Annotated in this window: 9 protein-coding genes; 3 read left to right on the top strand and 6 right to left on the bottom strand. The window is 73.8% G+C overall.

Features of this window, described 5'->3' with window-relative positions; all coding sequences use genetic code 11:
• Window positions 1-2 precede the first annotated feature (2 nt).
• From FM076_RS26075 to FM076_RS26055, 6 genes are all read right to left on the bottom strand, one after another.
• On the bottom strand, window positions 3-1079 hold the full coding sequence (locus tag FM076_RS26075) for an ABC transporter substrate-binding protein (protein ID WP_173873339.1): 1077 nt from the start codon (window positions 1077-1079) through the stop codon (window positions 3-5).
• 277 nt (window positions 1080-1356) lie between these two features.
• Window positions 1357-1443 carry a putative leader peptide gene (locus FM076_RS35385; protein ID WP_428815174.1) on the bottom strand — a complete coding sequence of 29 codons (87 nt, stop codon included), beginning with the start codon at window positions 1441-1443 and terminating at the stop codon, window positions 1357-1359.
• 197 nt (window positions 1444-1640) lie between these two features.
• On the bottom strand, window positions 1641-2864 hold the full coding sequence (locus FM076_RS26070) for a S8 family peptidase (RefSeq protein WP_173873338.1): 1224 nt from the start codon (window positions 2862-2864) through the stop codon (window positions 1641-1643).
• Window positions 2865-3084: 220 nt separating this feature from the next.
• A complete protein-coding gene (locus FM076_RS26065) occupies window positions 3085-4281 on the bottom strand; it encodes a S8 family peptidase (protein WP_345945233.1) in 1197 nt (398 codons plus the stop codon).
• Window positions 4282-4555: 274 nt separating this feature from the next.
• Entirely contained in the window at window positions 4556-5083 is a 528-nt protein-coding gene (locus tag FM076_RS26060; RefSeq protein ID WP_173873336.1) for a DUF1697 domain-containing protein, read from the bottom strand.
• A gap of 18 nt (window positions 5084-5101) precedes the next feature.
• Window positions 5102-6310: an SAV2148 family HEPN domain-containing protein gene (locus FM076_RS26055; RefSeq protein ID WP_428815173.1), complete on the bottom strand. Its 1209-nt coding sequence runs from the start codon at window positions 6308-6310 to the stop codon at window positions 5102-5104.
• Window positions 6311-6617: 307 nt separating this feature from the next.
• Between FM076_RS26055 and glgX the strand changes: the two genes are divergently transcribed.
• The 3 genes from glgX to treZ form a co-directional block, all read left to right on the top strand.
• Entirely contained in the window at window positions 6618-8753 is a 2136-nt protein-coding gene (glgX, locus tag FM076_RS26050; protein WP_173873335.1) for a glycogen debranching protein GlgX, read from the top strand.
• A gap of 342 nt (window positions 8754-9095) precedes the next feature.
• On the top strand, window positions 9096-11582 hold the full coding sequence (gene treY, locus FM076_RS26045; protein WP_173873334.1) for a malto-oligosyltrehalose synthase: 2487 nt from the start codon (window positions 9096-9098) through the stop codon (window positions 11580-11582).
• Between the two features lie 265 nt (window positions 11583-11847).
• On the top strand, window positions 11848-13586 hold a 1739-nt coding region (gene treZ / locus FM076_RS26040), incomplete at its 3' end, for a malto-oligosyltrehalose trehalohydrolase (protein ID WP_173875019.1).

Here is a 13586-nt window from a genome sequence, read left to right as displayed (position 1 = left end):
GTTCAGCTCCCGGAGCGGTCGCGGGCGGACGGGGACGCGGAGGCGGCCCCTCGGGCGGGTGCGGGGTGCCGGTTGAAGGCGTTGGTGTAGATGTCGGGGATGTGGACGCGGTCGGCCTTGATGTCGCCGCGCCGTTCCAGCCAGCGCGCCCACAAGGACAGCTCGCCGGGGGCGATGCGGCCGCCGTCGCGGGCGACGCCGTAGGAGCGCCAGTAGCGCAGCGGCTCGGTGTCCTCGCTGCGGTCGCGGCGCCGCACGATCCGCACCATCCGCGCGACGACCTCCTCGCGGGGTGTGCGCCTCGACCAGTCCAGGGCCCGCCCGACGCCGGTCACGAAGGCGCGGGCCTGCTCGGGGTACCGCTCCAGGTAGCGGTCGGCCATCACATAGGTGCCGGCGCTGAAGGTGCCCAGCAACTCGTGGTCGTCGAACAGGGCGCGGATGCCGCCGTGTTCGAGCGCCTTGTCGCGGAGGATGTCGGTCAGGACGGCGACGTGGACGCGCCCTTGGCGCAGCGCCTGTTCTGTGTTGACGGGCGGCAGCGCGATCCGCTCCACCTGGGCGGCCTCCTTGGCGGTGAGGCCCGCGCGGGCGAGGTAGGTGTCGAGCATGGCCTCGGCGTGCGCGCCGAGGGTGTTCATGGCGACGCGTTTGCCGAGCAGGTCCCGGGCGGTGCGCACCGGGCTGTCCGCGCGCACGTAGAAGCCGCTGTAGCGCTCCTTGTCGACGCCGTAGTAGCTGATGACGGCCTGCACGGGGGCCTTGGCCGCGGCCATCTTGACGACCGCGCCGTTGAAGGCGCCGCCGAAGTCGGTGTCACCGGCGGCGGCCGCCTGGATGTCCTGCGGGCCGCTGGTGGTGTTGCCGACCCACTTGAGGGTGAGGCCGTCCAGGTAACCGAGGTCTTCGGCCAGTTCGGCCGGGGTGACGGTACCGGCCCAGCCCTGGTAGCGGAGGGTGTTCGCGGGAACGCCGTCCCTTCCCGAGGCCCGTCCGCAGCCGGTGGCGCCGGCGGCGGCGAGTGTGGTCAGGCCGGTGAGGGCGAGGAATTCCCGTCTGCGGTAAGGACGAGGGCGCACGGGTGCCTTCCGTTGCACGGCCGGAGCGTGCGGCACGGGGACAGCGGGCGGCCTGCGGGGGCAGGCGGCGTCGGGCCGGCGTCGGGGACGTCAGCGGGCGACGGGTGCGGTGCTCCCCTGGCGGGGGTGCGCCGCGCCGCGCCGGTGGCTGTCACGCGTGGCGGGGACGCGTCCGGTGGTTTCCGCGCGGCGCGCCGTCCGTGCCCGTACGACGGCGTACGGGGCGGTGCGGGCTCTGCCGCCGCGGGTGGAAAAGGGTGAGCTGAGGGCGCGCGTCTCAGGCGCGGACGGGGGCACAGAGGGCGCTGGCGTGACGTCGCAGATCGACGTGCAGGCGCGCTACGAGATTCCTGTACTGGCTCACGGCTGTGAGCTTGCCAGCCGCGTCTCGCGGGCGTCAACGGGGCTGGTGTTAAGCCTGTGTGAAGTGTGCAGGTCGCGGGCCGCACGCGAAGGCCCGCCGTGCCCCGTGGGGGGAGGGCACGGCGGGCCTGCTGATGCGCTTACCCGGAAAACGCGGGTTACGCACCGGAACCGCTCACAATTGGCCGCGGCGAGGGATCACTTGACGACGCGTAGCAGCTTGTCGGGGGTCCCCTTGGCCGGGTTGACGATGGGGCCGGCGGTCGCGCCCTTGGTCAGCGCGGCGGCCACCTGGGCGGGCTTGGCCGTCTTGTGCCCGCTCAGATAGACGGCGGCGGCGCCCGCGACGTGCGGGGAGGCCATGGAGGTGCCGGACATCGTGGCGGTGCCGGTGTCGCTCTTGTTGCTCGCGGAGACGATGGCCACGCCGGGCGCGTACAGGTCGACGCGCTTGCCGTAGTTGGAGAAGTCCGCCTGCCGGTCCCGGGCGTCGCTCGCGGCGACGGTCAGCGCGGAGGTCACGCGCGCGGGCGAGGAACCGGAGGCGTCGGCGCTCTCGTTGCCGGCCGAGACGGCGTAGGTGACGCCCGAGGCGATCGAGCGGGTGACGGCGGCGTCCAGCGCCGCGTCCTTGCCGCCGCCCAGGCTCAGGTTGGCGACCGAGGGGCCCTTGTGGTGCTTGGTGACCCAGTCGATGCCCGCGACGGCGGTGGCGGTGGTGCCGGAGCCCTCGTTGTCCAGCACGCGCACCGCGACGATCTTCGCCTTCTTGGCGACGCCGTACGTGGTGCCCGCGACGGTGCCCGCCACGTGCGTGCCGTGGCCGTTGCCGTCCTGGGCCTTCTTGTCCTTGCCGACCGCGTCGTAGCCGTAGGAGGCGCGGCCGCCGAAGTCCTGGTGCCCGATGCGCACGCCGGTGTCGATGATGTACGCGGTCACGCCCGCGCCCGCGCCGGCGGGGTAGGTGTACTTCTGATCGAGCGCCTTGGACTTCTGGTCGATGCGGTCCAGGCCCCAGGAGGGCGGGTCGGTCTGGGTGCCGTTGATGGTGAGGCGCTGGTTCTGGAAGACCTGCTCGACCTTGTCGTCGGCGGCGAGCCTGCGCGCCTCCTGGGGCGTCAGCCCGGTGGCGTTGAAGCCGTGGACGGCCGACTCGTAGGTGCGGCTGACCTTGCCGCCGTACTCCCGGGCCAGGTCCCTGCCGGTGCTCGCGGCCTGGAGCGGGGCGCTCTTGTGGTCCTTGAGGAGCACGATGTAGCTGCCCTTGACGGCGTCCTTCGCCCCGGCACCGACCACGGTGCCCTCGGCAGGAGCCGCGCCCGCGGGGAGGGTGAGGAGTGTCGCGCCGCCCGCGACGGCGACCGCCGCCCCGATCGCGAGGGATATCCGGCGCTTGGTGTTGCGGGCCACGTGGGTTGCCATGGGCGAGAGTGCCTCTCCTGCTGCGTGTGGGGGGTGGACGGCCCGGACGTGGCTCGTCCGGGCCGTCGCCGACTGGTTCGAAACCCTGTCGGATCGAGGCCCGCGGCTCAAGTTCTGGGTGCTGGTGTGACGCACGCAACGCGTGCGACGCGTGTCATGCGGGCAGCACCCCGGGAGCGCCGCGGCACGCCCCGGTCGGGCGCCCGCTGCGGCGCCCGGCTCACTTGGGGACGCGCAGCAGCCTGTTGGGCGTACCGGCGCCCCGCTCGGTGATGACGCCCTTGGTGGCGCCGTCCGTGAGCGCCTTGGCGACCTGCGCCGGGGTCGCCGTCTTGTGGGTGCTCAGGTAGAGCGCGGCGGCGCCGGTGACGTGCGGGGCCGCCATGGAGGTGCCCCACATGGTCCTCTCGGCGGTGTTGCTCCCGTTGCCGGCCGAGACGATGTCCACGCCGGGCGCGTACAGGTCCACGACCTTCCCGTAGTTGGAGAAATCGGCCTGCCGGTCGCTCAGATCGCTCGCCGCGACCGTGATGGCCTGGGACACCCGGCCCGGGGAGGCGGACGAGGCGTCGCCGCCGTCGTTGCCCGCCGAGACGACGCAGGTGATGTTCGCGGCGACGGCCCGCTTGACGGCCGTGTCCAGCGCGGGGTCGTGGTAACCGCCGATGCTCAGGTTGGCCACGGCCGGGCCGCCCTTGGCCTTGTGGTCCTTGATCACCCAGTCGATGCCGGCGATGGCGTCGGCGCTGGTGCCCCGGTTGTCGTTCCCGAGGATGCGCACGGCGACGATCTTCGCCTTCTTGGCGATGCCGTACCTGGCGCCCGCGATGGTGCCCGAGACGTGGGTGCCGTGGTTGGCGCCGTCCTGGGCCGTCTTGTCGCCGTCCACCACGTCGTAGCCGTTGACGGCCCGGCCGCCGAAGTCCTTGTGGCTGACGCGCACGCCGCTGTCGATCACGTACGCGGTCACCCCCGCGCCCGCGGTGGCGGGGTAGGTGTACTTGTTGTCCAGCTTGTCGGACGCCTGGTCGACGCGGTCCTGGCCCCAGGAGGGCGGGTTGGACTGGGTGCCCTGGCCGCGCACCACGCGGTTCTGGATGACCTTGGCGACCTTGTCGTCGGCGGCCAGCCGCCGCGCGTCCCGGGCGCTGAGCCCGTCGGCCGCGTACCCCTTGAGGGCCGCGTGGTAGGTGTGACCGACCTTGCCGCCGTACTCGTCGGTGAGGCTCTTGGCCTCGGCGGTCGCCTTGACGCCGTTCGCCGCGACCGAGTCCTTGAGCACCACGATGTAGCTGCCCTTGACGGCTCCCTCGGCGCCCGCGCCGAGTACCGTGCCCTCCTCGGGGGTGCCGGCGCCGGCCGGGAGGGTGAGGAGTGTCGCGCCGCCCGCGAGGGCCACAGCGGCGCCTATCGCCACGGATATCCGGCGTCTGGTGTGTCGTGCCCCGTGAGTTGCCATGCCGAGGGAGCCCTCCGAAAGTGTGTGGTCGAGTGATCCGTAGCCGGATCACTCGCATCCTTGTCGGATGGCCGTCCAGGGCTCAAGCCGCGTGGCGTACTGTGACAGACATGACATCACGAGGTGACAGCCGCCTCTGACGCCACATGAGCCCCAGGGCTCGTCGGTACATGCGCCCCAGGGCTCGTCGGTCCCTCGGCTCCTCGGCCCGGAGCCCCGCCCCGTCGCCCCGCTAGCCGGCCAGCTCGATGAGGCGCTGCACCGTCCGCCAGTTGCGGCCCGTCATGGTCAGCTTCGGGCGCGTCGCCTCCAGCGCGGTCACCAGCCTGCTGCGGCCCATCCCGTGCGGGAAGTGGCAGTAGACGGCGCGGCCCACGTGCCGGAACTCGTCGGGCGCGTAAGCCGCCGCGTCCAGGCCCGCGAAGTGGCCGGGGTCCGGCTCCTCCTCCAGGAAGAGGACCAGCAGCTTGGCCGGGTCCAGTTCGGCGGCGGGCAGCGGGCAGGCCGCGGCGACGGCCCGCAGCTGGACGGAGGTGCGCACCAGGCAGGGCACCCGCACCCCGAACCGCTCGGCGACGGCCCGCTCCAGCACCGGGCCGGGACGGGGGTCGTCGGTGCTGAAGACGGCGTTGCCGCTCTGCAGATAGGTGCGCACATCCCCCCAGCCGAGCCCCTTCATGACCTCCCGCAGCTCGGCCATGGGCACCTTGTTGCGCCCTGAGACGTTGACCCCTCGCAACAGCGCCGCATACCTCGTCATGGCCCCACCGTATGCGCGTCAGGACACCGGCCGGGAGTCCGCCCAGAAGTGGTCGAACTCCTCCCGGTAGAGGGGGAAGAGGGCTCCTTCCGCGTCCTGGTCCGGTGCCACGTGGCGGCCGGCCCCGCGCAGCACGAGGACCGGCGTCTCCATGCCCCGGGAGTGGCGCAGGTAGGACTGGACGACGGCCAGACCGTCACAGCCGTCACCGTCCACCATGTAGGCGGTGAACCGGGGCGTCTCGTCGAAGACGTGGATCTCGAAGGCCCCCGCGTCCCGCAGCCGGGAGCGCACCCGGCGCATGTGCAGGATGTTGGTCTCCACGGTGCGGGCCAGCTCGCCCTTCTTGAGGCCCAGTTCGCGCTCCCGTCGGCGCAGCGCGCTGCTGGCGGGGTTCATGAACAGCAGCCGCACCCGGCAGCCGGCCTCGGCGAGCCGCACCAGCCGGCGCCCGCTGTAGTTCTGCACCAGCAGGTTGAGCCCGATGCCGATGGCGTCCAGCCGCCGTGCCCCGCCGAACAGGTCCTCGGCCGGGAGCTGGCGTTGCAGCCGTACGCGGTCGGCGTGGACGCTGACCACGTCGGCGAACCGGTCCCCCACCAGTTCCTCGACGGCGTCCACCGGCAGCCGGTCCGCCGAGGCGGCACCGCGCGGGGCGGCGCCCAGCAGTTCCAGCAGCCTGCGGCACATCCGCTCCGCCTGGGCGAGCACCGTCTCGGACAGGGCGCGGTTGCGGGCCACCGCGCTGCGCGCGACCTCCAGTTCGTCCAGGGCCAGTTCGACGTCGCGGCGGTCGGGGAAGTACGGCTCGAAGCACGGCCAGTGCTGCACCATCAGCTCGCGCAGCTGCGGCAGGGTCAGGAAGGAGATGAGGGTGTCGTCGGCCGGGTCGAGCAGATAGCCCTTGCGGCGGCTCACCTCCCGTACGGCGACGGCGCGCTGCACCCACTCCTGCCCGGCGGGCCCGGCCGCGGCGATGACCCACTCCTCACCGTGCACCGGCTCGTAGATCGGCCGCAGCACGGCGGAGACGACCGCCCGCATCCGCTGCTCGACGAGGTTCAGCCAGACGTACGCGCGTCCGGCCCGCTGCGCCCTGGTGCGTACCTCGGCCCAGTCGTCCTCGTCCCAGCCCACGTCCGCGCCGATCTCCATGGGGCGGGCCAGCGGGACGGCACCCGGCTGGAGCCCGGGCTCCCCCAGCCCCTGTCCGGGAGGCCCTCCCACCCCCGTGCCGCCCGGCGGTGCGCCCGCCGTGCCGTCCTGGGAGGCGGCGCCGCCGCCATCCGGCCCCTCACCGCCGTCGCCTGGGGGGAGTTCAAACCCTCCCGCGCCCAACTGCGCACCGCCTTCCGCACCCCGGTCCGACCCCCGCTGTTCGATCAAGGAAGACTACTGCGGCCACCGTGGCGCCGCACCCGGAACCCCGGGCAACTTCCGGTGCCGGCACGGGTGGACGGGGCAGGATGACGTCGGGGTCCGCCGCACCCGCTGCGGTGCCGTACCGAGACGTCGATGGGGAAGAGACACTCCTATGCAGGTCTGGCCGGGACACGCGTATCCGCTGGGTGCCCACTACGACGGCGCGGGGACGAACTTCGCGGTGTTCTCCGAGGTGGCGGAGCGCGTGGAGGTGTGTCTGCTGCACGAGGACGGCTCGGAGACGGCCGTCGAGCTGCGCGAGTCGGACGGTTTCGTGCGGCACGCCTACCTGCCGGGAGTGCTGCCGGGCCAGCGGTACGGCTTCCGCGCGCACGGACCCTACGCGCCCGAGCGGGGGCAGCGGTGCAACAGCGCCAAGCTGCTGCTCGACCCGTACGCCAAGGCCGTCAGCGGGCAGATCGACTGGAACGAGGCGGTCTTCGGCTACCACTTCGGCGCCCCGGAGCGGCGCAACGACCTCGACTCGGCCCCGCACACCATGGCCTCCGTGGTGATCAACCCCTACTTCGACTGGGGCGACGACCGCCCGCCGCACACCGACTACCACCGCACCGTGCTGTACGAGGCGCATGTGAAGGGCCTCACCATGCGCCACCCCGCGCTGCCCGAGGAGCTGCGGGGCACCTACGCGGCGCTCGCGCACCCGGCGGTGATCGAGCACCTGACGCGGCTGGGGGTCACCGCGCTGGAACTGATGCCGGTGCACCAGTTCGTCACCGACCACCGGCTCGCCGAGGCGGGACTTTCCAACTACTGGGGTTACAACACCATCGGGTTCTTCGCCCCGCACAACGCGTACGCCTCCTGGGGCGAGCGCGGCGAGCAGGTGCAGGAGTTCAAGCACGCCGTGCGCGCCCTGCACGAGGCGGGCATCGAGGTCGTCCTCGACGTCGTCTACAACCACACGGCGGAAGGCAACCACCTCGGCCCCACGCTCTCTTTCCGGGGTCTGGACAATGCCTCGTACTACCGCCTCGCGGACGATCCGCGCTACTACACGGACACGACGGGCACGGGGAACTCACTGCTGATGCGCAGCCCCCACGTCCTCCAGCTCATCATGGACTCGCTGCGCTACTGGGTGACCGAGATGCACGTGGACGGCTTCCGCTTCGACCTGGCGGCCACCCTGGCCCGGCAGTTCCACGAGGTGGACCGGCTCTCCTCCTTCTTCGACCTGGTGCAGCAGGACCCGGTGGTCAGCCAGGTGAAGCTGATCGCCGAGCCGTGGGACGTGGGCGAGGGCGGCTACCAGGTGGGCAACTTCCCGCCGCTGTGGACGGAGTGGAACGGCCGGTACCGGGACACCGTGCGGGACCTGTGGCGGGGCGAGCCGCGCGCGGTGGCCGAGTTCGGCTCCCGGCTGACCGGCTCCTCCGACCTCTACCAGGACGACGGGCGCCGCCCGCTGGCCTCCGTCAACTTCGTCACCTGCCACGACGGCTTCACGTTGCACGACCTGGTGTCCTACAACGAGAAGCACAACGAGGCCAACGGCGAGGGCAACAGGGACGGCGAAAGCCACAACAGGTCCTGGAACTGCGGGGCCGAGGGCCCGACCGACGACCCCGCGGTGCTGGCCCTGCGACGGCGGCAGCAGCGCAACCTCATCGCCACGCTGATGGTCTCGCAGGGCGTGCCGATGCTCAGCCACGGCGACGAGTTCGGCCGCACCCAGCAGGGCAACAACAACGCCTACTGCCAGGACGGTCCGCTCACCTGGGTCAGGTGGCCGGGCGACGACGGCCCTTCCGACGGGCCAGGGGCCCCCGATCCGGCCCTGTGCGACTTCGTACGGGCCATGGTGTGGCTGCGGCGCGACCATCCGGTCTTCCGCAGGCGCCGGTTCTTCCACGGCCGGCCCACGGAGGGCACCCACGACGAGCTGTCCGACATCGCCTGGTTCACCCCCACGGGGACGGAGATGACCGAGCGCGACTGGCAGTCGCCGCACACCCGCGCCCTGACCGTCTTCCTCAACGGGGACGCCATCTCCGAGCCGGGCGAGCGCGGCGAGCGCATCACGGACGACTCGTTCCTGTTGCTGTTCAACGCCCACCACGAGCCGCTGGACTTCGTGATCCCCGCCGACCACGGACGGCAGTGGCAGGCCGTCGTCGACACCGCCCAGGAGGCCGCCTTCCAGGAAGACGGTCCCAAGGTCGCGGCGGGCGAGTGCCTCCGGCTCGCGGACCGCAGCATGAGGGTGCTGCAACGCCCTGTGTGACCCCGCGGCCGGCACGACCGGACGCTGTCCAAACCGGTCGTGCCGGCCGCCGGCCACGGGACCCCGCCCGCCGTCCGTCCAGCCGCCGACGCGCCCCCACCAGGCCCCCGGTGCCGGCCGCCGCTCGCAGCCGCGCGTGGCGGCGGCGGGCCGGGCCGGCACATGGCGGTCGGCAGCCGTCCCGGGAACGAGACGGCGGGCAGGCGTGGCCCCTTGCGGCCCGGCCACCGTGCGACGTGCCGCCGCCGGTGCCTCAGCCGTTGGCCGACGGTAACCCGCCCGGATCGCGTCCCGGCACGGACAGGACGCACGAAATGGCCCGGGCCGGGTACGTACGTTCGCATGACAGCTCACGGCGCTCCGACGGCGACCGCGACCGCGTCCGGTCCCGTCCCGGTGGCCGCTCCCACCGCCACCTACCGGTTGCAGTTGCAGCCGGACTTCCCCTTCGCCGCCGCGGAAGAGGCGGTCGGCCGCCTGGCCCGGCTGGGCGTCTCCCACCTCCACCTCTCCCCCGTACTGACGTCGGTGCCGGGCTCCACCCACGGCTACGACGTGACCGACCACGGGAGGGTGCGCGAGGAACTGGGCGGGGAGCGCGGACTGCGGGCGCTCTCGGCCACGGCGCGGGCGCACGGGCTCGGGCTGATCCTGGACATCGTCCCCAACCACATGGCCGTCCCCGCCGACCTGCGGCTGAACCGGCCGCTGTGGGAGGTGCTGCGTGAGGGACGCGGGTCGCCCTGGGCGCGCTGGTTCGACATCGACTGGGAGTCCGGCGACGGCCGCGTCCTGCTGCCCGTGCTCGGCGAACGCCTCCCCGAGGCCCTGCCCCGGCTGCGCGTCGAGGACGGCACCCTGCGCTACCACGACCACGTACTGCCCCTGCGCGCGGGCACCGAGGCGCTCCCGCTGCCCGGACTGTGCGCGGCGCAGCACTACCGTCTCGCCTGGTGGCGGCTGGCCAGGAGCGAACTCAACTACCGCCGCTTCTTCACCATTCCGGGTCTGATCGGGGTGCGGGTGGAGGACCCCGAGGTGTTCGCGGCGACCCACCGCAAGGTGCTCCAGCTGCTGCGCGAGCGGGTTGTCGACGGCCTGCGCGTCGACCACCCCGACGGCCTGGCCGACCCCGGTGGCTATCTGCGCCGCCTGCACCGCGAGAGCGGGGGCCGCTGGACGGTCGTGGAGAAGATCCTCGCCGTGGGCGAACCGCTGCCGGGCACCTGGCCGGTCGCCGGTACGACGGGCTACGACGCGCTGCACCACGTGGACGGGCTCTTCCTCGACCCCGCCGGCCACGCCCGGCTGGCCGACGCCTACCGCGCCTTCACCGGGGCGGCCCCCGACGAGGGCGGCGACTGGGAGGCGACCCGGCGGCGCGCCGCCCACCACGTGGTCTCCCACGACCTCGCCGCGGAGCTGGAGCGGCTGACCCGCGCCGCCGTGCGGGCCTGCGCCGCCTCCCCGGACCTGTCGCTGCGCGACCACGCCCCCTGGGCGCTGCGGGACGCGCTGCGCGAGATGCTGGTACGGCTCCCCGTCTACCGCCCGTACACCGCCTACCGGTCACCCGGCGCCCCACGGGACGCGGCGCTGCTTCAGGAGGCGGCCGAGGGCGCCCGCGCGGTCTTCCGGCTGCCCGAGGAGGCCACGGCGGTGGACGCGGTGCTGCGGCTCGCGCTGGGCACGGTCCCCGCCGCTCGGCCCGAGCCCGCCGCCTGTCCCGGTCACCCCGCGCCCGGCCGCGACGACGTGCGGGAGTTCCCCGCACGGTTCGCGCAGCTCTCCTCGGCACTGCGCGCCAAGTCCGAGGAGGACGCGGCGTTCTACCGGTACGTCCCGCTGCTGTCCGCCTGCGAGGTCGGCGGTGACCCCGGGCACCCGGCGGTCTCCCCGGAGGACTTCCACACGTACTGCGCCCGCCTGCAGCGCGACCGGCCGCTGACCGGCACGGCGCTGTCCACGCACGACACCAAGCGCAGCGGTGACGCACGCGCCGCGCTGGCCGTCCTGACCGAGTGCCCCGAGCGGTGGGCCGCGCTGATGGACCGTACCGGCGCCGAGGGCGCCCCGGACCGCCACACCGCCTGGGTGTACCGGCAGACGGCGCTGGCCCTGGGCGCGTTCCCGCCGCCGCCCGAGCGGCTGGTGCCCGCGCTCCTCAAAGCCGTCCGCGAGGCGGGCCTCCACACCACCTGGACGGAGACCGACACGGCGTACGAGGCGGCCGTCGAACGCTACGTCACGGCCGAGCGGGACAGCGCGGGGTCGCGGGAGCTGGCCTCCTTCGCCCGGGAACTCGCCCCTCACCTGCGGGCCGACGTGCTGGGGGCGGCGCTGCTGCACCTGACGATGCCGGGAGTGCCCGACCTCTACCAGGGCACGGAACGCACCTACCGCGCGCTGGTGGACCCGGACAACCGGAACCCGCCGGTCCTGGGCGGGGGCGGGGACGCGCTCGACGAGGAGAAGGCACGGCTGACCTCGGCCGTGCTGCGGCTCCGGGCCCGCCACCCCGGCCTGTTCACGGGGCACGGCGCCACCTACCGGCCGCTGCACGCGGAAGGCGGGGCGGCCGGCCACTGCGTCGCCTTCGTCCGCACCGGCCGGGCACTGACCGCGGTCACCCGCCTCTCCCTCCTGCTGGAGGAGCGCGGCGGCTGGGGCGGGACGGCACTGACGCTGCCGGAGGGCACCTGGTACGACGCGCCGCCCACCGGCGCACCCACACGGGCACTGGCCGGAACCCTCCCGGTGAGCGAGCTGTTCGCCAATGCTCCGGTGGCGCTCCTCGTCAGGGAGAGCGCCCAGGACGTGTCCCCCTGAGCCGCGCGTCAGGACGCGCGGGTTTGGTGCCGCCCGCCAGGTGGGCGACGCCGGAGACGGCCACCCGCGTCCACGTGGGGGGGGCGGCCCGCCGCCGTCCCTGGACCGGGTCACGCCTCGCTCGCGGAAGGCCGCTGGTCGCCGGGACGCCGCCCGGAAGGGGCCCGCACCAGCAGGTGTGAGGCCCGCGGCGCCCCGGCGCGCTCCGGCGCGAAGGGGCACCGCACCGGCGCGCGAGGAGCAGTGGCGGGGCGACAATGGGCCCATGCTGTTCGACGTCTGGGCTCCCACCGCGCGAACCGTCACCCTCCACCTCGCCCCCGCCACCGAGCTGCCGATGGCGCCCTCGCCCACCCATGAGGGCTGGTGGCGGGCCGAGGCGCCCGCCGCCGCGGGCACCCGCTACGGCTTCCGGCTCGACGGCGGCCCCGTACTGCCGGACCCGCGCTCGCGCCGCCTGCCCGACGGCCCGGAGGGGCTGAGCGCGGTCGTCGACCACGACGCGTACCCCTGGCGGCACCCGTGGCGGGGCCTGCCGCTGCCGGGGGCGGTGCTCTACGAACTGCACGTGGGCACCTTCACCCGCGAGGGGACCTTCGCGGCGGCGGCCGAACACCTGGGCCACCTCGCGGACCTGGGCGTCAGCCACGTCGAGCTGATGCCCGTCTGCCCCTTCCCCGGCACGCACGGCTGGGGGTACGACGGGGTGGCGCCGTGGGCGGTGCACGAGCCCTACGGCGGCCCGGACGGGCTGAAGGCGTTCGTGGACGCCGCGCACGGGCACGGACTCGGCGTCGTCCTCGACGTGGTGCACAACCACCTGGGGCCCTCGGGCAACCATCTGCCCGCGTTCGGGCCCTACTTCACCGACCGCCACCGCACCCCCTGGGGCACGGCCGTCAACCTGGACGGGCCCGGTTCCGACGAGGTGCGCGCCCATCTCATCGGCAGCGCCCTGGCCTTCCTGCGCGACTACCGGCTCGACGGGCTGCGCCTGGACGCCGTGCACGCGCTGGCCGACAGCCGCGCCGAGCACTTCCTGGCCGAACTGTCCCAGGCGGTCGACACCCTCGCCGCGCACACCGGACGCCCGCTGTTCCTGATCGCCGAGTCGGACCTGAACGACCCGCGCACCACCGCGCCGCGCAGCGCCAACGGCCACGGCGTGCACGCGCAGTGGAACGACGACTTCCACCACGCGCTGCACACCGCGCTCACCGGCGAGGCCCACGGCTACTACGCCGACTTCGCACGCGACCCGCTGGCCGCGCTGGCCAAGACACTGACCGGGGCCTTCTTCCACGACGGCGGCTATTCAACCTTCCGGGGCCGCCGGCACGGCCGCCCCGTCCTCCGCCCCGGCGCCGCCGAGACCCCCGCGCACCGCTTCGTGGCGTACGCGCAGACACACGACCAGATCGGCAACCGGGCGCGGGGCGAGCGCCTGTCCCACCTCGCCCCGGACGGCCTGCCGGCCTGCGCCGCCGCGCTCGTCCTGCTCGGGCCGGGCACGCCGATGCTGTTCATGGGCGAGGAGTGGGGCGCCCGCACACCGTGGCAGTACTTCACCGACCACCAGGACCCCGAACTGGCCGAGGCCGTACGCCGGGGGAGGCGCCGCGAGTTCGCCGGCCACGGCTGGCCGGCCGACCGGGTGCCCGACCCGCAGGACCCGGCCACCCGGGAGCGGTCCTGCCTCGACTGGAGCGAGCCGCAACGCGCCGGGCACGCCCGGCTGCTCGACTGGTACCGCACGCTCATCGCCCTGCGCCGCGCTCACCCGGTGCTGGCGCACCTGCCGCTGGGCGAGGCGGACGTGCGGCGGTCCGAGGACCCGGACGACCGCTGGCTGCTGCTGCGCAACGGGCCGCTGCACGTGGCGGTGAACTTCTCCCCCGACCGCACGGCCACGCTCACTCCGCCGTCCCCGCCCACCGCGCTGCTCGCCGCCTGGGACCCGGCGGCGAGCCTGGACGAGGGGACGCTGCGGCTGCCGCCGCGGTC

The sequence above is a fragment of the Streptomyces albus subsp. chlorinus genome, from assembly GCF_013302895.1.
In the GTDB taxonomy this organism is placed as follows: Bacteria; Actinomycetota; Actinomycetes; order Streptomycetales; family Streptomycetaceae; genus Streptomyces; species Streptomyces chlorinus.
Note: the sequence above shows the minus strand (reverse complement) of the source record. Positions and strands in the feature narration are given on the sequence as shown.